The organism is Paractinoplanes durhamensis, assembly GCF_016862175.1.
GTDB classification, from domain to species: domain Bacteria; phylum Actinomycetota; class Actinomycetes; order Mycobacteriales; family Micromonosporaceae; genus Actinoplanes; species Actinoplanes durhamensis.
The window spans coordinates 18,616-40,835 of record NZ_BOML01000022.1 but is presented as its reverse complement, the minus strand read 5'-3'; the positions used below and the strand labels follow the sequence as shown (position 1 = coordinate 40,835).

Below are 22,220 nucleotides of genomic sequence, written 5' to 3'. Positions count from 1 at the left end.
TCAGTTGCTCCTGGGAAAGATCTGGGTGTTGACGGTGACCGCGCCGTTGACGATCGACACCGTCCCGCCGTTGCCGTCGGCGAGATGAACCTCGCCACCACCGATCCGCACGGACGCACCGCCGGCCCGCAGCAGGATCCCGCCGCCGGCGGTGTCGGAAATGACCAGCTTGTTGCCCGCGCGGGTCTGGATGACCACCGGCTCGCCCGCATCCCGGGCGTCCGGTGGCAGCTCCTCCGGGGCGCCGTACCAGGTGCCGGACCAGATCGGGTGGCTCGGATCCCCTTGCTCGAACTCGATCCACACGCCCGCCCCGACGGCCGGCAGGTTGAAGTGCCCGAACCCTTCGCCGGTGAACGGCAGGCACGGCAGCGCCCAGGTCGACCACTCCCGCCCGAGTACATCGGGCACCTCGGCCCGCACTCGCGCGATCCGCCGGGGATCATCGTTGTCGACGACGCGGCCCCGATATTTACCGAGAAAGCGATTGTTGTCGGGCATCAGGGCCGCACCGTCCCGCTGCGAGCGACCATTCCCTCGCGGGAGATGGTGAAGTTCTGCAGGTAGGCCCCCGGCCGCAGCGTGTGCGTGACCGAGGCGACGAAGTAGTCCCCGTCGTACGCGACCCCCGCGCCGCGCACGCCGACCAGCTCCCGGGGCCGCAGCACGTAGCCGTAGCGGGTGACGTCGAGCGAGCCGGACCCGGCGATGGCGTCGGCCGAGGTGGCCGCCCGGGCCAGCAGCTCGGCCTGGGCTTGAGCGGTGGTCAGCTTGGCGGTGTCCCGCAGGCTGGGCCGCTTGAGCGCCTCGGTGGGGTCACGCCCGAGCGGCGGCCGCAGCGGATCGATCGAGGGTTGAGCGAGCTGGCTGACCCCACGGGTGGCCGGATCCTGCACGAGCGCCGTCGGCTCTTCCCTCGCCAACCCGTCATACGCAAAGGTCAGCTGATCCACCGTGGAGTTGGCGTCCATGTTGACGGAGAGCGCATGCTGCCGAACCCCGGTCCGGATCTGCGGCCCCCAGTAGGCGATGGACCGCCCGGCGTCCGGCCCCGGATCCAGATAGAACGTGTACCCGTTGGCCCGCGCCAGCTGATGCAGATATTGCAGATCGGTCCCGGTCTGAAAGTCGATCCGCTCCACGGCATCGGGAGGTTGCGGCACCTGCTCGGTGATGACCCGCGGCGTGATCCCGTAGTTGGCATACCGCCGCAGAATCATCTCGGCCCGCTGCGCCGGCGTCAGGTTGGGGAAGCCCTCCGCGCGCTCCTCCAGATCCATGACAAGCGTGAGGTCCTCGCCCGTGATGGTGAGCGTGGACTGCCCAGGCCGATTGCTGGACCCCACTTCCTGCCGAGTGATCAGCCCGTCGAAGAGCACCGTGGTGGCCCCCCGCAGGGTCGTGCTCATCACCACGCGGGTCTTGGGGTGGAAGAACCGCTCCGGCAGGTAGCGACGAGCGATGGGCCCGTTCTTGGTGAGATCGAACGCGAGCTGAAACCCACTGCGCTCCCCCGCGGTCGAGGTGATCTGCGCGGAGAGAAGCGCGTCCCCCACCTCGGCCGGCACCGGCCGGGTGAGATCCCGCCCCATGCTGAGATTGAGGTGCAGAGGCCCACGCCCGAACGCGTCATCAGACAAGACCGAACCCCCCTCGCGGAATGTCGATCCGCCGCCCCGGCTCGCCGGTCAGCTCCCGCGGATCAAGCACGGCGTTGGCGTCGGCAATGCGCCACCACTGGTCGGCAGCCCCGAAATACCGCTGCCCAAGATGGTCGGGCCGCTCCCCCACGGTGACGACGTGCGGCACGGTGTCGTCCTCCCCGGGCAGCGCCGGAAGCAGCCGATGCTTGGCATACCGAACCTCGGTGCCGTCCGGCATGGTGTGCACCGCGATCTCGGCACCCGCGTAGCGGCTGGTGCTCGGATAGGTCCCGGCGCCCGGGATGTCGTCGAAGACCGATCGATAGGGCTCAGGCACGGCCGGCCAACTCCTCTTTCATAGCCAGGTGCGCGAGGTAGAGGTCAGCCCCGCGATGCCCGACGGGAAGGTCACTGACGGTCAGGATCTTCATCCCGATGCTGAGCGACGCCCGAATCGGATTGAGGTTGACGTCAAAGGCCTGCTCGTTGACGGAGAACTCGGTGAGCCGAACCGGCATGATCCGCTTGCTCCCCCAGGTGAAGAGCGTCAGCGGCATCTCAATCGGAGCAACTTCGATGGTCCCCCGCTTGGAAAGCTCAATCGACTCCCGAAGCTGAGCGCTGGTCGGCTGCACAAGCATCTCCAGCGCCGCCAACTGTGGGTGGATCCCGTCCGGCGCCGCGACATCCAGCTGATCGGTGGAGTCGATCTCAGCGGTGAATTTCCACTGCTCTTCAGCGGGCCCCTTAAGCCGCAACGCCTCGTTCCGGTCCCCGTCGGTCCCGCTGCCGCCGGCATCGGCGGTCCCGCCGGCGGCTTGCGGCTGAATGGACCGCTCCAGCGAGTCGGGATTGAACTGCATGACGATGACCCGCTGCGGCGCTCCGCTGCCGGGATCCACCACCACGATCCCGGCCCGGATGGCCCGGGGTATGTCGGCAAACGTGCTCACCGGCGAGCCTCCAGCCGTTCCCGCAGATCCGAGTAGTCGTGCTGCGGGAAAATGGTGGGGAAAAGCTGCAGCATGCCGTCGAGGAATTCCACGGTCGCCACGAAATCCCCGCGGTCGAGCGAGATATCGGTGTACAGGTACTGCCAGCCATAGGTGCCCTTGGTCAGGAGCAGGGCGTCGAGGTATTCGCAGTAGGTGATGTCCATCTTGATGAAGCCGTCCGGGTACGGATCGTCGGCGATGTCGGCGATGTCGCTGTACCAGATCTCCAGCGGCCCCGGGCCGGGCTGCAACCGCAGATAGGTCAGTTTTCCCGCGCCCGATCGAGGCGTCTGGTCGAAGACCCGCAACTGCGACATGAAGTCGGTCTGGAAATCGGTCGCCTCGGGCCACGGCTCCGCCCCGCCGGCGTCCGTCACCAGGTCGCTGAACGGCCGGAAGTAGAACTCGCCGAGAATGCCCTCGCTCGTCTGCCACCGCGCACCGAGCTCGGTGAACCGCAGCGCACAGCCGGACATCTGCTCCGGGAGACGAACACCGGCCCAGGCCTCCCCGTAGTCGGCGAACGGCCGAAGATCCGCCAGGTCCGGCCCGAGATCGTCGGCATTCCCGAACTCACCCTCGAGCGCCGAACTCCGCTGCAGCTCGTGCAGCGAATCCGCATGACGACGCTCGTACGGGCTGAGCAGGTCAGAACTCGAAGTAGCCATATGTTTTCCTCTGCCGCAGTCGGATCAAAATGCTGTCGAGGTCCGCTATCGACTTACCCCTCGGGTTTCGATAGGCCTTGAGCTGGGCCCGCATGTCCGGATATCCGGTGAAGGCCTTTCCGGGCACCGCGGCCTTCGATCTGATGTCGATGAAGGCCGTCATGAATTCCGCTCCGGGCTGCCCGAAAGCGTCGTTCACCTGATTGTCCGGCGCGGTATTGACGTTGATCGGCGGCGGAGCGGCGGCGGTCGGCACCGGCGGCGGGTCGAACAGTTGGGTAGCCGTCGGCATGGACTGCGGGAGTTGCGTCCAGTCGCTGTGCTTCTCGCCGGTACCGCCGCCGCGCCGTCCGTAGAGTCCCCATTCGACGTCGATCCGCTTCGGGAAACCTTCGGGGTAGGTGTTGCCGTGCGGATAGGTGATCGGGCTGCGCCCCGCGAAACGATCGAGCCGGACGGTGTACCAGCCGGGAACCGGTGGAGTGCCCTTCGAGGTCTGCCCGAAGGCATCGGAGGCCTGCTTCTCGATGCGGCGGTAGAAGGGCCGGTTCACCGCGTTCAGCGCGGGGATGAAGTTGGAGGTCGTCGCGGATCCACCCACCTGGCGCGGGATCAGGTGCATCCGGTCCCATTGACTCGGCGTCCTGGTCAGCCGGTGCAGCTCCAGGTAGTCCCAGCCCTCGGTGTACTGCCCACTCGGATACTGGCCGAACTCGATGGCGAACTGCTTGTTCATGTACAGCACCCGGGTGGTCACGGCCGGCCGCACCCCGTTCAGCGGGACCGGAAGGCGGACGGGCGGCGGCAACCCTTGCCGCTTCGCGTAGTCGATCGCCCGTTTCTGCCGGTCCGCGAAGCCCGGGATCACCGGACGGTTGGGGTTGAGCGCCGCGCGAATCAGGAAGTACTGGCCGCCCGCCTTGTACAGGCTGGTCAGCCGGTACCACGCCCGCAGCTCCTGGAGCAGGCCCAGGAGCGTGCTGTCGTAGATTCCGGGTTCCAGCCGATCCTTCAGGATCGGATGGAGCCGGGCGATGATCCGCCGCAGCCGCTGGTCCTTGGACTCGTGGTCGTTCTCCTCGTCCTTCTTGTCCGGATGGTCGCGGTCGTGATCGTCCGGGCGCTCCTTGCGTGGCGCATGCGGGTCCTTGTCCCGGTCGGGGCCGCCGGGCTTTTTGGCGCTGTCCTCGTCGCGCGGCCGCCGCGGCGGCGGCTCGGCCTTGGGCGGGGCCTTCGCGGAGGGCGTCGGGCGGGTGTCCGGAATCCCGTCCGCGGGCGTCTTCGGGCTGCCGTCCTTGTTCTTGGCGGTGTCGGGCGGACGCTTACTCGGTGTCGTGGCCGGCGTCGGCCGTGCCGCCGACGGACCATCGGGGTGCCCGGCGTCCGACCGACCCGGCGGGCGGTCTGCGGCACCGGCCGGCTTCCGGCCGGGCGCGGCGGGTTTGCGTCCGGGCCCAGCCGGAGTTCGCCCAGGCCCGGCCGGCGAGCGCGGTGCGGGCCGCGGACCGGCGGCGGCGGGCTGGGAGCGCGGTGTCGTCCCGGGCCGGCCCACGTCCGACCGCGGCGCTGCCGGCGGAGTTGCCTGGCCCGGTCTTCCGCTGCCGTCTCCGGGGTGACCGCCGTCGCGCGGCGGCGCTCCCGGCGTGCCCCGCTTCTCGCCTTTCACCAGCCGTGCGGCGACCCCCTTGAGCCGCTTGCCCACCTTGGACACGTACTTGCCGATGCCGTCCAGCAGGTATTGATAGGCCAGCTCCAGCAGGGCGACGATGCCGGCCGCCACCGCCTTGGCGAAGAGGATGCCGGCGGTGCCCTTCCGGACCGAGATCAGCCACGCCAGGACCGCGCCGATCGCGCGCAGGATCGCACCCAGCGCGCCGATCGCCACCTGGACGGCGTCGATCACCGCCATCACCCAGCCCGCGCCCGGGATCAGCTTGGCCACCACCTTGGTGATGACGATCTCGCCGATGATGAACGGGAGCATCGGGACGATCGCGTCCCACGTCTCCTTGACGATCTTCTCCAGGGTGAAGCCGCCCTTGATCAGGACGTTGATGACCGCCTTGCCGACGCCGATGATCTCTTCGATCTTCTGCTGGAACCACTGCTTCACCGCGTTCTTGACCTCGCGGAACAGGTGGTTCTTGGCGCCGTCCACGGCCGAGTTCTTGGCGCCGCCCAGCCAGCCGCCGGGGTCGTCGAGGAAGTCGATGGCGACGAACAGGAACGTGCCCAGCATGCCCAGCAGCTGCGACGCCAGCGCCAGGAACTGCTTGATCTGGTTGATCGTCTCCCGGATCACGTCCATCAGCGCCTGGAACAGGATCCGCAGCACGTCGGCCAGCAGCTTCGCCAGCGCGTCCAGGAGCGTCTTGATGATCTGCTTCAGCTGCGCGGCCAGCCGGTTGACGAGGTCGATCGCGGCCCGGATCAGGTCGGTGATGAGCTTCCGGATGCGGTTGGCCAGGTCGATGATCGCCTGCACGAGCGCCTTCGCGTACGCGATCAGGTCCTCGATCAGCTTCTTGATCGTGTCGAGGATGAACGTGCGGGCCTCGTTGATCCAGCGCTCGACCGTCTCCTTGAAGTTCTTGATGAAGCGGACCACCGCTTCCCGGGCCGTACGGATCACCCGGACGATCGCGTCCTTGATCTCCAGGACTTTCCGCTTGATCCAGTCGAACCCCTGGGTGATCCAGTTCCCGGACTCCTGCGTGGCGTCGTCGCGCTTCGTGCCCGCGTCGGTCTCGGCTTTCGTCGCCGTCTCCCGGATCGACTTCGTGCTGTTCGTCTTCTCGGTGGTGACGTCGGTGTCGGTCTTCTTCTCCCGCTCGTCGACGTCGCGGCGAAGCTTGGTCTGCCGCTCGGTCTTCTTGGTGCCGAGCTTGGCCAGCTCGGTGTCCTGATCCTGGCGCCACAGCGTGCGCTGACCGTCGACGTCACCGAGCGCGTCGTCGCGTACGCCGGCCTGGCTCTTGGTGTTGATCTTGATTTCGGTCGTGACCGTCGCCCGGTGCGCCGCCTGCGCGTCGCGGAAGCCCTGGTCCTTGGTCTGCCGCGACGTCGACATGCCCTGCTGGCCCTGCTGGAAGGTGGCCTGGATCTGCGGCCCGTTGTCGTGTTCGGCCACCTTGGAGGCCGCCTCGGCGGGCACCGCACCGGTCGGCGCACCCGTCGCCGCCATCGGGGCACCGGCGGTCCGGCCGGGCACGTCCGCGTCCATCCGCTCCGGCGGAACGTCCGGATAGACCTGGTCCTCACCCATCCCCCGGCCGGCGTCGTCACGGCCCGCGACGACGGTTTGCTCACCCTTGGTGTCGACGGCCTCGCCCTGCTCACCCGACGTCTGCTCGGCGGCCGCGCCCATCTCGACACCGGGCGCGTTGCCGGCCATCGCCTGCTGCAGCGCCTCGTCCTTGGTCGGCAGCCCGGCGAACTTGGCCGCCAGCTCGGTGGCATCAACCTCGAACCCGAAGAAGCCGGCCACCTTGCCGAGCCCGAAACCGAGCGCCATCTTGAACGTGTCCCAGCCGCCCGGCTCCTCGGCCTTCTCCGCCTCGATCTGCCCCTCGGGCTCCTTGGCCCCGGTGACCTCGGCATTCTGCTTCGCCGGCGCCCCCGACCGGGCGGCCGGATCGGACGAATACCGCACCCCCGCATCGGTTTTCGGATTCCCGGCGAGGGTCTGCGGCGCACCGGCCGGCCGCTGCATCGTCGGCGGCGCGGCCGCCAGATTCTTGTGCTCATCCCCGACCGACCGGTCGGCCGCACTCCCCACGCTGCCCATCGATTGCAGCGCGAGATGCGGCTTGAGCTGCGCCGCCGACGCCAGCCCGGCCTCCGGCGACACGGTCGACAGGGTAGGCGCGGCGCCTGCCGCCGCCGCTTTCTTGGGCGGCGCCGCCGCCGACCCTCCGGTCCGGCTGGGCTCCGACGCTTTCCCCGAGTCCGAAGGCGACATTTCCGGTACGGGCGTAGCCCCACCCCCAACCGCACCAGGGCCGTTCCCGGCGCTGGAAACCCCACCAGCACCCGCCACCGGACCAGCATTCGACCCCGAACCCGCCGCCGCCCCCGACCCGGCATCCACCCCCGGGCCCGCGCTGGACGCCGACCCGCTCGAAGCCGGCGACGCAGGACTGCCGCTACCACCCGAGACCGTGTCCGGGCTCCCAGCCGTGGCCGAACTCCCAGCCGTGGCCGAACTCCCAGCCGTGGCCGGGCTCCCATTCGTGGCCGGGCTCCCATTCGTGGCCGGGCTCCCATTCGTGGCCGGGCTCGCACCCGCATCCGAACTCGGGCTCGGCTGCGCGCCCGGCCCCGCCGATTCCTGCCCCGCCTTCTCCGGTGCGGCCGCGACGTTGTCGCCCGCCGCGGGTGTGCCCCGCTCCTCCTTGGCCGACTGCTCGGCAACCCCGCCTCCGCCGGGTGCCAGCTGCGCCGTGATCTGCGCATCCACCGGCCCAAGCTTCGGGTCGGCCCCACCCGCCGGATCGCGCAGCACCGTCCCCGGCCCCGCCGGAGTCTCGATGGCGGGCTCCGGTTCAGCCGCCGATTCCACGCCGGGCTCGTCGGCGATCTCCACCACCGATGCAGGCTCGGCCGCTTGCCGATCGGCCTCGGCCGCCGCAGCCGCGTCCTCGGCATCCTCCGCATCGCGTTCCGCCTGCACCTGGTCGGCCCGGGTGACCGGCGGCGCCGGCAACGAGAGCATCAGCGGCGCGGAGCCCGACTGCGGATCGATCGTGTCCGCGGTCGGCACTCCGGACACGTCGGGGTCCTGCGCCGGCAGGAAGTCCTCGGGCTGCAGGGTGACGTCCCAGGCGCTCTTCTCCCCACCACCGACCTCCACCTCGGACTGGTGGCTCGGCGGCATCGGCGCATCGGCCGGCGCCGGCAGCAGGTCCTGGTTGCGCACCTGATCGAGAGTGCTGACCGCCCCGGCGAGCTGGGTATCCGTCCCGGAGAAGACCGGCGACCCGCCGCCCCCACCGGGTTCGAGCTTCTGCTCCGGCTTGACCTGCCGCCCGGCGATCGCAGCCTGCGCCGCCCCCGGCCGGTTCGCCGCCGCCGATTCCGCCGGCCCGGCCACCGGCACGTCCCGCTGAGCACCGGCCTGAGACGCAGCGGTCTTCTCCGCCCCGCTCTCCCGCTCACTCGCGGTCGCCCCGGTCGCGGACCCGCCCGATTCCCCCACCGCCGACCCAGCCGTGGGCGATCCCGCCGCAGCCGACCCGGTCGTGGCCGGTCCAGACGTGGCCGGTCCAGACGTGGCCGGTCCAGACGTGGCCGGTCCAGACGTGGCCGGTCCAGACGTGGCCGGCTGAGGCTGGCCCGCTACGGGCGGGGCCTGGTCCCGCCGCTCGCGTTCCTCCTGGGCTCTCCGGTTCGCCGCGTCGACCTGCAACCGCAACTGCTCGGCCGCGTCCGGCTCGGGCAGCGGCGTCCCATACGCGTCCTCCGCGAACCCGGCGCCCTCAACCTCGTCCAGGAAGTCGAGGACCCGCTCGTACTCCGGGCTGAGCAGCCGAGTCTCCAGCCGATCGAGGACCGGTTCGACCAGATCCTCGGGCAGTCGGCCCAACTGCATCCGGGTCCGCCGCGACCAGTCCGCCGGATCTCCGCGCAGCGACCGCACGATGCTCGCGGTAAGCCGATCCGGCAGGGTGGCCGGGTCGAGGCGTTCCACCCGGAGCCGATCCGCGGTAACGGTGGCATACCGCATCCAGCCAGGCAGCGGTGCCTCCGCCTCGACGCCGACCGGGCCCGGACCCACTGCTGAAGCCGATACCACGGCTGAGTCCGACGCCGCCTCGGAAGCCGCAAGCTCGGCGGGCTCCGACGGCAGACTCACCGCCCCGTCCGCGCGGCCGGCCTTGAGCGCGCCCACCCCGTGCGGATCCTGCACGGTGTGCAGCAGCTCGTGGGCCAGCAGCCGCATCCCGTCGGTGGTGCCGGGCCGGTAGGTCCCGGCCCGGAAGAAGATGTCCCGCCCGACCGCAACCGCGTCCGCCCCGAGCAGCGAGGTGAGGGCGTCGGCGTCCCGGTCGTTGTGCAGCCGCACCTGCCCGAAGTCATACCCGAGTCGTTCCTCCGCCTCGCGGCGAACGCTCAGGTCGAGCGGCTGCCCGGCACCGCTGACGATGTTCTTCGGCACGGGCCGGTTGCGGGTGCGGCTCGGCCGACGCTTGCTGTCCCGGCTCGACTGCTGGTCCTGGGTGGCCTTCATCGCAGCCGCCCGGGAGCGGAATCGGAGAGGCCGGCGTGGACCGATCGTGCCAGGGCGACCCCGAGCCCCTCCGGTGAGGTGCTGGGCTCCAGCGCGGGCAGCCCGGTCGAAGCCGAGACGTCGGCGGCAACGGGCAGGCCCCGCGCGCGGACCAGGCGGGTCAGCTCGGCGGTGAACGCGGCCGACACCACCTCGGCGTCGATCGACCGGTCGAAGCCGTCCAGGATCAGCGCGCCGATCTCCACGTGGACGTCGCGGTTCAGACCCATCCGCGCACCTCCCCGGGGGTGAGCGAGCGGTCGAGCTTGAGGTATTCGGTGCGGGCGGCCGCCAGCAGATGGCGCATCTGGAGCTTGTCGCCCTCCTCGGCGGCCAGGAACGCGCCGGACAGCGCCACGTTGCGGATCGAGCCGCCGGCCACCGTGAGCTGGGCCAGGAGCTGCGGGTCGAGGCCCTTCGCCGGGGTCTGGGCGGGCAGGACCCGCCGCCAGATCTCGGCCCGCTCCTGCTCACCGGGGAACGGGAAGTCGACGACGAAGCGGATCCGGCGCATGAAGGCCGGGTCGAGGGCCTGCTTCATGTTGGTGGTGAGCACGGCCAGGCCCCGGTACGCCTCCATTCGCATGAGGAGATAGCTGACCTCCAGGTTCGCGTACCGGTCGTGGCTGTCCTTGACCTCGCTGCGCTTGCCGAACAGCGCGTCGGCCTCGTCGAACAGCAGCACCGCGCCGCCGTGCTCGGCCGCGTCGAAGACCACCCGCAGGTTCTTCTCGGTCTCGCCGATGTATTTGCTGACCACCTGGGACAGGTCGATGACGAACAGGTCGAGGCCCAGCTCGCCGGCGATCACCTCGGCGGCCAGGGTCTTGCCGGTGCCGGAGCCGCCGGCGAACAGGACGGTGACGCCGAGCCCGCGCCGCAGGGTCCGGGCGAAACCCCACTGGTGGTGGACGGTGGCGCGCTGCCGTACGTGCGCGGTGATCTCCTTGAGGATGACCAGCTGCCGGTCGGGCAGGACCAGGTCGGGCCAGCCCGCGCCCGGTTCGATCCGCCGGCCGAGTCCGTCGAGGCCGATTCGGGCCTCCGCCAGTCCGGCCCGCCAGGCGGCCTCGACGGTCGGTGTCTCCTCGCGGCGGACCGCGGCGGCGACCGCGCGGACCGTGTGCGGTGCCAGCTGGAACTGCGCGACCAGCCCCCGCAGCTGGTCGTCGGCGAGTTCCGGGATCTCGGCGAAGGCGTCGCGCCAGACCGTGAGCTGTTCGTCGTCGGAGAGGGGCGGCACGGTGACCCGTTCGCCCGCGGCCCGGTCGGTGGTGCGCGGGTCGTCGCCGGCCGCCACCAGCGGGACCGCCGCGGTGGCGAGAAACGCGTCGGTGGCCGCGGTCTGCTCCCGGTCCATCGAGCCGATCTCGACCAGCAGCGCGGCCGGCAGCAGGATCGCCTCGCGCTGCCACAGCCGGGCCAGCCGGTCGCGCTCGACCGGGTCGGTGGGGATGTCGTCGGCGGCCAGCACGTACAGCACCAGGCCGAGCTCGGTGGCCGCGGCGGCGGCGATGTCGGCGCGGATCCGGCGCTCGCCGCCGACCAGGTCCACCCGCAGGGTGCCGGACAGCCCGGCGGCGACCTGGTGGGCGGTCCGCTGGTAGCCGGCCGGCAGGGTGTCCGGTGGTGGGACCGGGCGCAGCATGCCGTGCAGCCGTGCGTCCAGATAGGGCGAGCCGGCCAGGAAGTGCAGCACCCGCTCGTCGATGCGCAGCGCCGAGCCGGTCAGCCGGGTCTCGTCGGCCGGTTCGACCAGCCGCCACCGGCGCAGCGGCGCGACCGGGGTCAGCGCGCTCCAGTGCGGTTCGGGCAGCGCGGCCAGCGCCAGGCCGAAGCTCGGGTACGCGTCACCGCCGGCCTTGGCGCACCGGCCGGCGGTGCTGGGGTCGAGCTCGACGGCGGCGGCCAGCAGCAGCACGCTGCGCTCGAACCGGCTGAGTCCGAAGCACTCCACGAGGGCCTGCAGGGTCGACGGCTCGGGCTCGGCCGACCACGAGGCCGGCGGATCCGGCGCGGCCTCGCCCGCGTGGGTGTCGAGGCAGGCCAGGACCGAGCGGACGGCCGCGGCCAGCGCCGCCTGCTCACCCACCGGCGGTCACCGTGACCGTCTGCTCCCGGACCGGCGGCCGCTCCGGCGGCACCTCGCGCCCGTCCAGCAGGACGAGGGCGGCCTGGTAGACCGCCGAGAGGACGTACGGGGTCTGGTGGAACATCCCCCACAGTTTCGAGGTCTCGTCCACGTCCATCGAGGTCGGCGACATCCGCACCCGCTGCACCGAGTCGGCCAGGTCGCTGCCGTTCAGGTAGGGCAGGAGAGCCGCCTCGGCGATGACGTCGGCCGGCAGGATCGGGACCTCGTGCAGCCCGCGCACCACGCTGCCGATCAGGCGCTGCCCGACCAGCTCGTTCTCCTCGCCGTACGCGCTGATCAGGTAGTGCAGGTCGACCGCGGCGGCGGCCCGGTTGAGCAGGGTGCCGTCCGAGGCGCGGATCGGCGAATCCGCGTTGCGCCGGGCCACGTCCGGGGTGACCTGGTAGCAGAAGACGGTGATGGTCGGGTCGGGCGGCGGCTCGGTGTGCGGCCGGCGGGTCTGCACCGAGACCGCGAAGTTGATCTCCGGGCGCAGCTGCCGTTCGATCTGCAACGCCAGGGCCTGGGTGACCGTCGCGATGGCGAGGGCGTTACTCACGGGCACCCCTCAGGTAGTCGGTCAGGCTCACGGCCGGGGCCGCTCGCCCCGGGCGCGGGGTGCGGGCGGCGGCCGGGGCGGGCCGGTCGGCGCGCACCTCGAGGCGGCCGATCCGCACGTGCACGGCCGGCTCGGCCGGTTTGGCCCGCCGCCGCGACGCCGGCTGCGGCGCGGTCTCCCGCCGGGCGGCCGTGCTCCGCGCATGGCGAAGCGTGGGCGTCGGCGCGGACGCGGGTCCGGGTACGGGCATCGGGACCGCCTCCGGCCGGGCCGCAACGGGCGGCGGGCCGGCCGGACCGGGACCGCCCGCACGCGCCGCAGCCGGGCCCGGCGCCGCCGGTCGAAGGTCCGGGGGCGCGGTTTCCCGGCCGGATGACGGGCGCGTGCCGGGACCGGGGCTCTCCGGCTGGGCCGGGTAGGTGATCCACTGGTTCACCGGGCCGGCCGGCTCGGTGCGGGTCTCGGTGTGCCGCTCCGTCCGGATCGGCGAAGCCGCCGGCGCCGGGACGCGGCTCAGCGGGGACACCGGCTCCAGCTCCGGTTCGATCCACCGTGCCTCGGCCCGCTCGAACGGCCCGGGCAGCCGCGGCCGCACCCGCGCCACACCGGCCGCCGGCCCGACCCGTTGCCGGGCGAGCAGGCGGTCGAAGTAGTCCGGCTCAGGCATCGGCGCACAACTCCAGGTAGTAGCGGCGCCGGACCGGGCTCAGCGCCAGGATCTCCGGCTCGGTCCAGCCGTACGCGCCGGCCAGCACGTGCACGTCGAGAAGCAGGTCGCGGGCCCAGAAGTCGAGCTCGGCCCAGAGGTATCCGGCGATGTCCAGCTGCAGCGGAGTGGCCGCGCCGCAGCCCGGACAGGACACCCGCAGGGTGAGGTCACCGGCCGGATCGGCCCGCTCGGCCGCCACGGCGAGCAGCCGCTGGATCGCCTCGGGCAGTTCCACCGCCGGCACCGGCCGCCCGTCGTGCCGGGCGGCGATCGTGCAGCGGGCGATCAGCTCCCCGCGGTCGGCGACGGCGAGCAGGTCACCGGCGGTGGGCAGCCGGAACTCGACCTCCCAGCCGCCCTCGACCACCCGCAGCGGCTCACCGCCACGATCGGGGCGGCTCGCCAGGGTCGCCGCGTCCAGGTCGAACTCCAGCGCCTCGCCGCAGCCGGAGCACTCGGCCCGCACCTCCATCCGGTCACCGAACAGGCTGCGGCGCAGCGCGCACAGATCCGCCTCCCGCGCACCGACCGGCAACCCGAGCAACTCGTCCGGCGCGGCACCGGGCCGGGCGACCTGGTGCAGCACGAGAGCGCGGGCCGGCCCAGGACAGACCAGCCCACGCTCCCAGGTCTCCAGCAGGTCAGCGCTCATGCCGGATTCGTGAACGACGGCTCCACCGGCTCGGGCACCTCGTAGTCGCGTTCCCAGCCCTCGCACTCCAGCTTGAGGCTCTGGATGGCGACCGCGTTGGCGTTGGCGTCCAGCTCGCCCATCACCTGGTACTCACTGACCCAGGCCCGGTAGAGCTTGTGCGAGACGGCGACCTGCCCGGCCTCGTTCAGGACGTCGATGATGATGTTCTTCCGGAAGTCGGCCAGCGACACCTCGGCGCCCAGCCCTGCACCGACCTGCCAGACCTTGTTGGCCCAGCGGTCGAACTCCGGGTCGTGGGTCACGCCGCGTTCCAGCGTGACGCCCTCGAACTCGGAGCGGCCCGGCGACTTCGACGGCGTACTCGGTGAGCCGCCGTCGCGATGCTTGACCACCTCGGTCGTACGCTTCAATGGGCTGATCTTGCTGATCCCGGCGACCGTGCGCCCGTCCCACCGAACCAAGAACTTGAAGTTCTTGTACGGGTCGAAGCGATGCGCGTTGACTTGGAACTCGGCCATCGATTCTCGTCGCTCCTCGGCGTCAGTACTGCTCGGGCTGTCCGGCCAGCTGCTGGATCTCGACGATCACGAACTCGGCCGGATCGACCGGCGCGAACCCGGCGACCACGTTGACGACGCCGTTCGCGATGTCGGCGGCCGTGGTGGTGGAGGCGTCGCACTTCACGAAGTACGCGTCCCGCGGCGTACGCCCGGCAAATGCTCCTCGCCGGAAGAGGGTGTCCAGGTAGGCGCCGACGTTCAGCCGGATCGCCTGCCAGAGCTGCTCGGTGTTGGGTTCGAAGACGACCCAGCGCAGCGAGCGGTAAAGGCTTTCCTCGATGTGCAGGGCCAGCCGCCGCACCGGGAGGTATTGCCACTGGCCCTCGCCGAGGGTGCGGGCACCCCAGACCACCGGGCCGGCCCCGGGGAAGGCCCGCAGGCAGTTGACGGCGAGCGGATTGAGCACGCCGTTCTCCCGATCGGTGAGCGGCACCGCGAGGGCACGCACCCCGATCAGCCGGGCGTCGATCCCGGCCGGCGCCCGCCACACCCCGCGCCCGAGGTCGGTGCGGGCGATCACCCCGGCCACCGCGCCACCGGGCGGCACCGCGCACGGCCGTCCGGCCGGGTCGGCCAGGATCAGATGCGGGAAGTACAGGGCGGCGTGGTCGCTGCGGACCGCGTCCAGGTGCTCGACGCCGAGCCGGGCCAGCTCCACGCTGGTCCAGGCGGCGGGCGCGTCGATCAGCACGAAGATCCGCTGCTCGCGGGCGATCCGGTCGGCCACCGACAGCACCGTCGAGGTGTCCTCCAGGGACTCCCAGCCGGCCAGGTCGGGCAGGTTGAGCAGGTTGACGTCGAGGTCGCGCAGCGCGTGCAGGCCGGTCTTGGCCGGCTCGGCGCCGATCAGGTCGCCCGGCTCGGGCGGATCGCCGTCGTCGCCGCCGCACAGTGACCAGGCCGGCGGGTTGGCGACGGCTTCGAGGCCGACGCGGTCGCCGCACTCGCCCTCGAAGTGGACGATGTCCTCCTCGTCGAGGGATCCGGCGACGGTCTGCAGCCGGCGGCCGATGACCCGCACCCGGGCGTCGCCGAACGCGGTGCTGCCCGGCCGGTCCGGCAGGGCGCGCAGCCGGCGTTCGAGCAGGGCGGCCAGCTCCGGCAGGTGCCGCGGCGGCGGGCCGTCGTGCGGGTGGTGCAGCCGGAACTCGCGCTCCTCGTCGCCGATCCGGACGGTGATGTCGCCGTCCAGGTCGGGCAGTTCCCGCTCGAACTCCCGGGAGATGGTGCCGGACTGCTCGGGCCGGTCCCGGCCGACCGCCTCGGCCCGGATCAGCTTCGACTCGGCGTCGATCACCGTGGGGGCGAACCGGTCGTCGTCCGGATCCATCGACAGGCCGTGGAACGACTCCCGGCCGTGGCCGGTCGCGTTCACCACGTACAGGTTGAAGGTCTCGTCCCGGTGGTCCCGGGTCGACGCGTGGTCGACCAGGACCCGGAGGCCGTTGCCCCAGCCGCCCGGCTCCTTCGCGTGGATCTCCAGCACCGGGCTCTCCCGGCCGCGATCGGTGGCTGGCTCCTCGTCCGGCTCCTCCCGCGGCGCCCGATCCCGAGGGCCATGGGGCCCGTGATCACGGTCATGGCCGTGGAGGGTCACCGACGCCTCGTCGGCGCTCCCCTCCTTGATCACGCGCACGATCACCGCGGTGGAACCACCGTTGGCGAAGAACTGCCGCGCCGCGTCCCCGACCGCGCCGTGCCGGCCCAGCCCGCCGAAGTACCGCTCGTACTCGGCGAAGCTGGTGATCCGGACCGGCTGGTTCAGCGGTCCGCGCCGGGTGTACCCGACGAACGCGGCCGTCGCGGTGGAAACGGGTGTGACGGTACCTACGCTGGTGGAGTTCTCCCCGACATAAACCCCTGGATAGGTCGTGTCCGCCGGCATCCCGCCCCCAATCTGTCCAGTTTGTCAGCAAAGCGACATAACATTGACCTCGATCAGTGTCCGCAGGATCCTGAGGCTCGCACCTTTATGGATTGCAACTGAAGAGCTAACGGGCAGGTCGCCCGACCGCGGGTCACCGCGGGACGACAAAGTCTTCGGGGTACGGGGGATGGAAATTCGGCTGCTTGGGCCGATCGAAATCATCATCGAAGGGCGCGCGCTGGATGTCGGCGCGCCGCAGCAGCGGCTTGTCCTGACCGCGCTGGCGGCCGATGCGGGCCGGCTCATCGGCACCGAAAGCCTGATCGATCGCGTGTGGGAGACGGCACCGGACGGTGCCCGCCGCACACTTCAGGTGCATCTCAGCCGCCTGCGGCGGTTCCTGGACGACGCCCAGACCGATGATCGGGCTCCGGTTCAGGTCCTGCGCCGCTCGGGCGGATACCTTCTGGACATCGACCCCGACCGGGTCGACGCCCACCGGTTCCGGCGCCTGGTCGAGCAGGCCCACGAGCGACATCGCAGCGACCTGGAGCGGGTGAAGCTGCTGGCCGAGGCGATGGACCTGTGGCGCGGCCCGGCCCTGGCCGACCTGCCCGGCCAGTGGGCGGGCACCGTCCGGCAGGCCTGGCAGCAGCAGTACCTGGACGCCGTGCAGGAATGGACGAGCGCCTCGATCCGGGTCGGCGACGTCTCCGCACCGCTCGCGCGGCTGGCCGCGATGACCGGCGAATACCCGCTGATCGAGTCGCTGGCGGCGGCCTACCTGCGCGCCCTGTACGCATCCGGCCGGGCCTCCGACGCGCTCGACCACTACGCGGTGATCCGGCAGCACCTGGCCGAGAAGCTCGGCACCGACCCGGGCCCGCAACTGCAGCACCTCTACCGGCAGATCCTCGCCGCCGACCCGGCCCTCACCGCGGATCCCGCTCCCCCGGCCGCCGAGGCCCACCCACGCTGGACGCCGCACCAGCTGCCCGCGACGACACCGGCGTTCACCGGCCGGACCACCGAGTTGGCCCACCTCGACCGGGCCCAGGACGACGCGCACGCGGTGGTCACCGTCATCGACGGGATGGCCGGGGTCGGCAAGACCGCCCTGGCCGTCGAGGCGGCGCACCGGATCGCCGGCCGCTACCCCGACGGGCAGCTCTACCTGGACCTGCGCGGCTACACCGAGGGCGCCGAGCCGATCGAACCGGCCGGGGCGCTCGACCACCTGCTGCGCGCGATGGGCGTGCCGGAGCAGGAGATCCCGGCCGGCACCGACGGCCGGGCCGGCCTCTACCGCACCCTGCTCGCCGGCCGGCAGATGCTGATCCTGCTCGACAACGCCGCCGGCGAGAGCCAGGTGGCGCCGCTGCTGCCCGGCGCGCCCGGCTGCCTGGTGCTGGCGACCAGCCGCCGGCAGCTGGCCGGGCTGGACCACGCCCGCCGGTTCTTCCTGGACACGATGGCCCTGCCGGACGCGGTCACGCTGCTGATCCGCGGCGCCGGAATAGACGAACCGCTCCGCGAACGCTGCCCCGACCAGCTGATCGAGCTGGCCGAGCTGTGCGGCCGGTTACCCCTCGCCATCCGGATCGCGGCCGCCCGCCTGCGGTCCCATCCGACGTGGACGCCGGGCCACCTGGTCGAACGGCTGCGCGACCGCCGGCACCGGCTGGCCGAGCTGGAGGCCGGTCAGCGCAGCGTCGCCGCCGCGCTCGACCTGTCCTACCGGCGGCTCAGCCCCCGGCAGCAGCACGCCTACCAGCGGCTGGGCCTGCATTCGGGCCCGGACATCGACGAGCGCTCCACCGCGGCCCTGCTCGACTCGTCGCCGATCGCCGCGACCCAGATCCTCGACCAGCTGCTCGACGCCAACCTGCTGCTGGAACCGGCCGCCGGGCGCTACCGGTTCCACGACCTGACCCGGGCGCACGCCGCGCACACCGCGGCCCGCGACCGGACCGGAGACGATCGTCTGCGATCCTGAGACGGTGATTCCGGCGACCACGCAGATCCGGGCGCTGCACCGGGAGGTCGCGCCGGACGACGCCGCGTTCGAGCTCGTCTGGACCCACGGCGAGATCGTCTGGGCGATCGCCGAACAGCTGATCCACGCCCGCCGCCTGCCCGTCGACGCCGATCTGGTGCGGGCCGGCTGCCTGCTGCACGACGTCGGGGTGCACCTGCTCGGCGGGGCGGCCTACATCCGGCACGGCGTACTCGGCGAGGCCCTGCTGCTCGATCGCGGCTTCGCCGCTCCGCTCGCCCGCTTCTGCGCCCACCACACCGGCGTCGGCCTCACCCGCGACGACGTCGAACGGCAGCACCTGCCACTCCCGCTCGGCGACTATCTCGCGGAAACCCCCGAAGAGCGATTGGTGATGTACGCCGACAAGTTCCACAGCAAGACGACGCCCCCGGTGTTCCTGACCTCCGTTGCGTACGCGGCCCGGGCGGCCCGGTTCGGCCCCGGCCACGCGGCCCGGTTCGCCGAGATGGTGACCGAGTACGGCGAGCCCGACCTCACCGACCTCACCGACCGTTACCGGCACGCACTGGTTGCCCGCTGACGATCGCGTCGAGCAACCGGCGGGACCGTTCCAGCTCCTCGATGGCGGCGGCGATCCGGCCGCTCTCGGCGGCCAGGTCGGCGCGGGTCTCCGCACAGGTCGGGGCCAGGAAGCCGCCGTCCTCGGTGACGCACGGCAGCACCTTCGCGATGACGGTCGTGGACAGCCCGGCGGTCAGCAGCGACCGGATGCGCCGCACCGTCTCGACGTCCGGCTCCGCGTAGACCCGATAGCCGCTGGGCAGCCGGCCCGGCCGCAGCAGGCGGTCCCCGCCGCGGGCGAGGTCCTGGTCCGCACGATCGCCAGCAGCCTCAACCCGGTGGACTGGAAGACCCGCGCCTGGGACCGCGGGCCGGCGTTCCCGATGACCCTCGGCTGGGATCTGGCCGGTGTGGTCGTGCGCAGCACCGTGCCGGCGTTCGCGGCCGGCGACCGGGTGATCGCGATGTCCGGGCAGATCTCCACCGGCTTGGGCACCTGGGCCGATCTGGTCGCGGTGCCGGCCGGGCTGCTGACCGCGGCGCCGGCCCGGCTTCCCCTGGTGCAGGCGGCGGCGCTCCCCCTCGCCGGGCTCACCGCTCGGCAGGCGCTCGACCGGGTCACGCCGGCGCCGGGTGAGCGGCTCCTGGTGACCGGTGCGGCCGGCGGCGTCGGATCGCTCGCCGTGCAGCTCGCCCGCCGGTCGGGTGCCCGGGTGGACGCGCTGGTCTCCCGGATCGCGCAGGTGGCGGTGGCGCGCGAGCTCGGCGCTTCGCTGGTCACCGACCGGGTGGCGGACCTGCCGGTGGGCGCCTACGACGCCGTCTTCGACACGGCGAGCGTGCATCCGGGGGCGGCCCTGGCGCCGGGCGGCCGGTACGTCTCGATCACCGACGACCCGCTGCCGGCGGACATCCCGGGCGCGGCCAAGAACCAGGTGCGCGAGGACGCCGCCGGGCTCGCCGACCTGGTCGCCCTGGTGGATGCGGGCGAGCTGCGGGTGCGGGTCGGCGCCTGGCACGCCGTCGAGGACGTGCACCGCGCGCACGAATTGTTCGAGGCGGGCGGCGTACCCGGAAAAGTTGTTTTGATCTTCTGATCTCGCCTGTTGGAGGCAACGTGGATGACGTGCAGGAACTGCTGGCGGGGGCGCATCACGCCGTGGTCGGGGTCAACCGTGCCGAGGGGCCGCCGCAGCTGACCGTCGTGTGGTTCGTGTGGGACGGGGAGAGTTTCCGGTTCAGCACCACGCGGTCGCGGGCCAAATATCTGAACCTCAAGCGGGATCCGTCGATCTCGCTGCTCGTCGACGACTTCGCGAAGAAGTTCTATGTCGTCGCCTATGGGCGGGCCCGGCTCCGCGAAGAGGATCATGACGCACTGGCCCGGCCGATCCTGGCGAAGTACCTGCCCTCGCGGGCCGCCGACCCGCAGTGGACGGCCGATCGGGTGATCGTCGAGCTGAAACCCGATCGCCTGCTCACCGGGCGGTGACGTACGGTCCGCCGATGGCGTCCAGTTATCCCCCGCTGAACCTGGCCGTGCGCACGCCGCGGCTGACCCTCGCCGCCGCCACCGACGAACTGCTCGAACGGCTCGTGCCCGTCGTCCGGGCCGGGGTGGTGGTCGACGGTGAGCCGGCGCCGTTCGACGATCCGATGTCGCTCTACGCCGACAGTCCGGAGCGGGAGTGGCGCTGGCTGCGGCGGATCTGGGCCGGCCGGGCAAAGGTCGACGCGTCGTTCTGGCGGCTGTATTTCGTGGTCTGCGACGACGGCGAACCGGTCGGCATGCAGGACCTGATCGCGCGGGACTTCGCGGCGGTCGGCACCGTCACGTCGTTCTCCTGGCTGGCGCCCGGGGTCCGCGGGCGCGGGCTCGGCCGGGAGGCGCGGGCGGCGATCCTGCACCTCGCGTTCGCGGGCTTCGGCGCTCGCGAGGCCGGCACCGACGCGTTCGCCGACAACCGGGCGTCGAACCGGGTGTCCGAGGTCCTCGGCTACACCCGCAACGGCAACGACTGGGCGACCCGCCAGGGCGAGGCCGCCGAGCTGCTGCGCTGGCGGATGACCCGTGAGCAGTGGGCGACGCGGCGACGCTCCGACATCGAGCTGTCCGGCGTCGAGGAGTGCAAACCGGTCCTCGGCGTACCTCGGTGAAATGGGTTTTGTCGCGGCAGGAAGTCAGCGGGGGCCGGGGCCGGGCCGGCTGTGGTATTCACAGGCGCCGCTGAATTGCCCGGGAGGACATCATGGCCGGTTGGGTCCGACGTGCGCTGGTCGTGCTGGGCACCTTCGCCGCGTTCGCCATGGTGAACCCGGTGGCCGCGCAGGCTGCGCCCGATCCGCGGCCCGGGCTGATCGCCGGGTGCGGGTTCCTCGAGATCAACATGCTCACCTACTCGCCGGACGACCACCTGTTCGAGTTCTCCGACAACGGCAAGGTGGTGTGGAGCCGGCGGCTCATGGGTGACAACCGGACCCACGAGCCGGCCGACGAGGGGCACACCTATCGGCTGGTCGGGGACAGCAACTACCTGTACGGCGAGCTCGTCTACCACCGGCCACCGGTGTGCGACTCGGCGAAGCTGTCGGTCAAGGTGTCGTCGGAACCGTCCTGCGAGCCGCGGGCACAGCGGGTGAGCGTGCACAACGACGGGACCTCCACGGTGCGGGCCACCACCACCGGGTGGTACGGGGTCTACACCGACTTCGTGGACATTCCCGCCGGGGAGGGGCACGACTTCGTCGGTGGCTGGCCGCCGTATGTCGCCGTGGAGACGCCGGGTGGGGCGGTGCCCTATTACGCCGTGCCCGCACTCCCCGACGACGGATGCGGGAAGTTCACCTCGACGCTGACCGCGATCTGCGGCAGCCAGGTGCGGTGGGACGTCAGCTCGGACGCGATCGGCAGCCAGAGCCTGGCGATCTTCCGGGAGTTCGGGCCGACCCCGACCACCCCGGCGCCGGTCTGGCTCGGGAAGCTGCCGGCGCACGGCAAGCTCACCGTCTACGCCACGGTGCAGAAGGACGACGTCATCAAGGCCGCGCTCGGCGGGTTGCGGCCGGGCACCCAGGACGCCTACTTCGAACAGGTGCTCAGCGAGATCGACGGGTACGCCGAGCCGGCGGCGTGCGCAAAGCCCGAGCAGGCAGCGGTCACCTTCAAGGCCGGCTGCGACGGCCCCACCGCGACGATCACGAACTACGGCGCCGAGCGCGAGTTCACCGTGACGGCCGGGACGGTCAGGACCGTGAAGCTCGCCCCGGGCGAGGTCGCCACGATCAAGATCCCGCTGGCGACCGGTGCGACGGCCGCGGTGGCGGTGTCCGGCCAGGACGCTTTCGCCGAGTACGAGCAACGCACCTGCCCGACGTCCCCGACACCGTCACCGTCACCGTCGAGCAGCTCGGACGGCAGCGGTGGTGGCGGTGGCCTCCCGATCACCGGAAGTCCGATCGCATGGGTCGCCCTCGGCGGCGCGGCCCTGCTGCTGGCCGGCATCGCGCTGACGCTGGCAACCCGCCGGCGCCGCACGTTCACGTCAGCCGACGAGTAGAACAAGCTCAGGCCCTCCGAAACGGCTGAGGCGGGCTGCTCTCAT

Annotated in this window: 20 protein-coding genes; 6 read left to right on the top strand and 14 right to left on the bottom strand. The window is 71.7% G+C overall.

The features are described from left to right. Genes Adu01nite_RS13845 through Adu01nite_RS13785 form a run of 13 tightly spaced genes read right to left on the bottom strand, consistent with a single transcriptional unit; the run spans nt 1 to nt 16,076 of the window. Nucleotides 1–501, bottom strand: coding sequence for a phage baseplate assembly protein V (locus tag Adu01nite_RS13845; protein WP_203727110.1), 501 nt, complete (start codon nt 499–501; stop codon nt 1–3). Continuing rightward, nucleotides 501–1,592 (bottom strand): hypothetical protein, encoded by a 1,092-nt coding sequence (locus Adu01nite_RS13840; protein ID WP_203727109.1) that lies wholly within the window; start codon nt 1,590–1,592, stop codon nt 501–503. Before Adu01nite_RS13840 ends, Adu01nite_RS13845 begins: the two co-directional genes overlap by 1 nt. 40 nt (nt 1,593–1,632) lie before the next feature. Next, nucleotides 1,633–1,980: a LysM domain-containing protein gene (locus Adu01nite_RS13835; protein ID WP_203727108.1), complete on the bottom strand. Its 348-nt coding sequence runs from the start codon at nt 1,978–1,980 to the stop codon at nt 1,633–1,635. After that, nucleotides 1,973–2,596 carry a hypothetical protein gene (locus tag Adu01nite_RS13830; protein ID WP_203727107.1) on the bottom strand — a complete coding sequence of 208 codons (624 nt, stop codon included), beginning with the start codon at nt 2,594–2,596 and terminating at the stop codon, nt 1,973–1,975. The genes Adu01nite_RS13835 and Adu01nite_RS13830 overlap by 8 nt, the downstream gene beginning before the upstream one ends. Further along, nucleotides 2,593–3,306: a hypothetical protein gene (locus Adu01nite_RS13825; protein WP_203727106.1), complete on the bottom strand. Its 714-nt coding sequence runs from the start codon at nt 3,304–3,306 to the stop codon at nt 2,593–2,595. The genes Adu01nite_RS13830 and Adu01nite_RS13825 overlap by 4 nt, the downstream gene beginning before the upstream one ends. Further along, nucleotides 3,287–9,535, bottom strand: a complete 6,249-nt coding sequence (locus Adu01nite_RS13820) for an eCIS core domain-containing protein (protein ID WP_203727105.1) — start codon at nt 9,533–9,535, stop codon at nt 3,287–3,289. Before Adu01nite_RS13820 ends, Adu01nite_RS13825 begins: the two co-directional genes overlap by 20 nt. Beyond that, nucleotides 9,532–9,804: a hypothetical protein gene (locus Adu01nite_RS13815; RefSeq protein ID WP_203727104.1), complete on the bottom strand. Its 273-nt coding sequence runs from the start codon at nt 9,802–9,804 to the stop codon at nt 9,532–9,534. Before Adu01nite_RS13815 ends, Adu01nite_RS13820 begins: the two co-directional genes overlap by 4 nt. Continuing rightward, entirely contained in the window at nt 9,795–11,666 is a 1,872-nt protein-coding gene (locus Adu01nite_RS13810; RefSeq protein ID WP_203727103.1) for an ATP-binding protein, read from the bottom strand. The genes Adu01nite_RS13815 and Adu01nite_RS13810 overlap by 10 nt, the downstream gene beginning before the upstream one ends. Further along, entirely contained in the window at nt 11,659–12,267 is a 609-nt protein-coding gene (locus tag Adu01nite_RS13805) for a Pvc16 family protein (RefSeq protein WP_203727102.1), read from the bottom strand. The genes Adu01nite_RS13810 and Adu01nite_RS13805 overlap by 8 nt, the downstream gene beginning before the upstream one ends. Next, a complete protein-coding gene (locus tag Adu01nite_RS13800; protein WP_203727100.1) occupies nt 12,260–12,934 on the bottom strand; it encodes a hypothetical protein in 675 nt (224 codons plus the stop codon). Before Adu01nite_RS13800 ends, Adu01nite_RS13805 begins: the two co-directional genes overlap by 8 nt. Beyond that, complete coding sequence (locus Adu01nite_RS13795) at nt 12,927–13,628, bottom strand: T4 family baseplate hub assembly chaperone (RefSeq protein ID WP_203727098.1); 702 nt, start codon at nt 13,626–13,628, stop codon at nt 12,927–12,929. The genes Adu01nite_RS13800 and Adu01nite_RS13795 overlap by 8 nt, the downstream gene beginning before the upstream one ends. Next, nucleotides 13,625–14,149, bottom strand: a complete 525-nt coding sequence (locus Adu01nite_RS13790; protein ID WP_203727096.1) for a phage tail protein — start codon at nt 14,147–14,149, stop codon at nt 13,625–13,627. Before Adu01nite_RS13790 ends, Adu01nite_RS13795 begins: the two co-directional genes overlap by 4 nt. Nucleotides 14,150–14,171: 22 nt before the next feature. After that, nucleotides 14,172–16,076, bottom strand: a complete 1,905-nt coding sequence (locus Adu01nite_RS13785; protein ID WP_203727095.1) for a phage tail sheath family protein — start codon at nt 16,074–16,076, stop codon at nt 14,172–14,174. Nucleotides 16,077–16,245: 169 nt separating this feature from the next. On the opposite strand from Adu01nite_RS13785, the gene Adu01nite_RS13780 reads away from it, so the two are divergent. Together Adu01nite_RS13780 and Adu01nite_RS13775 are read left to right on the top strand one after the other, a co-directional pair. Beyond that, on the top strand, nt 16,246–18,054 hold the full coding sequence (locus Adu01nite_RS13780; protein ID WP_203727093.1) for an AfsR/SARP family transcriptional regulator: 1,809 nt from the start codon (nt 16,246–16,248) through the stop codon (nt 18,052–18,054). A gap of 4 nt (nt 18,055–18,058) precedes the next feature. After that, the gene (locus Adu01nite_RS13775) at nt 18,059–18,637 is read left to right on the top strand and encodes an HD domain-containing protein (RefSeq protein ID WP_203727091.1); all 579 of its coding nucleotides are present in this window, start codon (nt 18,059–18,061) and stop codon (nt 18,635–18,637) included. Here Adu01nite_RS13775 and Adu01nite_RS47765 read toward each other — a convergent pair. Next, nucleotides 18,600–18,896 (bottom strand): MerR family transcriptional regulator, encoded by a 297-nt coding sequence (locus tag Adu01nite_RS47765; RefSeq protein ID WP_275414651.1) that lies wholly within the window; start codon nt 18,894–18,896, stop codon nt 18,600–18,602. The two genes, Adu01nite_RS13775 and Adu01nite_RS47765, sit on opposite strands and share 38 nt — an antisense overlap. On the opposite strand from Adu01nite_RS47765, the gene Adu01nite_RS47760 reads away from it, so the two are divergent. The 4 genes from Adu01nite_RS47760 (at nt 18,867) to Adu01nite_RS13750 (ending at nt 22,175) form a co-directional block, all read left to right on the top strand. Continuing rightward, nucleotides 18,867–19,715 (top strand): NADP-dependent oxidoreductase, encoded by an 849-nt coding sequence (locus Adu01nite_RS47760; RefSeq protein ID WP_438871079.1) that lies wholly within the window; start codon nt 18,867–18,869, stop codon nt 19,713–19,715. The two genes, Adu01nite_RS47765 and Adu01nite_RS47760, sit on opposite strands and share 30 nt — an antisense overlap. A 20-nt stretch (nt 19,716–19,735) precedes the next feature. Beyond that, a complete protein-coding gene (locus tag Adu01nite_RS13760) occupies nt 19,736–20,110 on the top strand; it encodes a pyridoxamine 5'-phosphate oxidase family protein (RefSeq protein ID WP_203727086.1) in 375 nt (124 codons plus the stop codon). A 14-nt stretch (nt 20,111–20,124) separates the two neighbouring features. Then, nucleotides 20,125–20,775 carry a GNAT family N-acetyltransferase gene (locus tag Adu01nite_RS13755; RefSeq protein WP_203727085.1) on the top strand — a complete coding sequence of 217 codons (651 nt, stop codon included), beginning with the start codon at nt 20,125–20,127 and terminating at the stop codon, nt 20,773–20,775. A gap of 92 nt (nt 20,776–20,867) precedes the next feature. Continuing rightward, on the top strand, nt 20,868–22,175 hold the full coding sequence (locus Adu01nite_RS13750) for a DUF7407 domain-containing protein (RefSeq protein WP_203727084.1): 1,308 nt from the start codon (nt 20,868–20,870) through the stop codon (nt 22,173–22,175). Nucleotides 22,176–22,220: the final 45 nt, after the last annotated feature.

Bases quoted from the DNA above. Each gene is read 5' to 3' on its own strand.
- Adu01nite_RS13845 (WP_203727110.1), bottom strand. From the start codon at position 501: ATGCCCGACAACAATCGCTTTCTCGGTAAATATCGGGGCCGCGTCGTC.
- Adu01nite_RS13840 (WP_203727109.1), bottom strand. From the start codon at position 1,592: ATGGGGCGGGATCTCACCCGGCCGGTGCCGGCCGAGGTGGGGGACGCG.
- Adu01nite_RS13825 (WP_203727106.1), bottom strand. From the start codon at position 3,306: ATGGCTACTTCGAGTTCTGACCTGCTCAGCCCGTACGAGCGTCGTCAT.
- Adu01nite_RS13820 (WP_203727105.1), bottom strand. From the start codon at position 9,535: ATGAAGGCCACCCAGGACCAGCAGTCGAGCCGGGACAGCAAGCGTCGG.
- Adu01nite_RS13815 (WP_203727104.1), bottom strand. From the start codon at position 9,804: ATGGGTCTGAACCGCGACGTCCACGTGGAGATCGGCGCGCTGATCCTG.
- Adu01nite_RS13800 (WP_203727100.1), bottom strand. From the start codon at position 12,934: ATGCCTGAGCCGGACTACTTCGACCGCCTGCTCGCCCGGCAACGGGTC.
- Adu01nite_RS13795 (WP_203727098.1), bottom strand. From the start codon at position 13,628: ATGAGCGCTGACCTGCTGGAGACCTGGGAGCGTGGGCTGGTCTGTCCT.
- Adu01nite_RS13790 (WP_203727096.1), bottom strand. From the start codon at position 14,149: ATGGCCGAGTTCCAAGTCAACGCGCATCGCTTCGACCCGTACAAGAAC.
- Adu01nite_RS13785 (WP_203727095.1), bottom strand. From the start codon at position 16,076: ATGCCGGCGGACACGACCTATCCAGGGGTTTATGTCGGGGAGAACTCC.
- Adu01nite_RS13780 (WP_203727093.1), top strand. From the start codon at position 16,246: ATGGAAATTCGGCTGCTTGGGCCGATCGAAATCATCATCGAAGGGCGC.
- Adu01nite_RS13755 (WP_203727085.1), top strand. From the start codon at position 20,125: ATGGCGTCCAGTTATCCCCCGCTGAACCTGGCCGTGCGCACGCCGCGG.
- Adu01nite_RS13750 (WP_203727084.1), top strand. From the start codon at position 20,868: ATGGCCGGTTGGGTCCGACGTGCGCTGGTCGTGCTGGGCACCTTCGCC.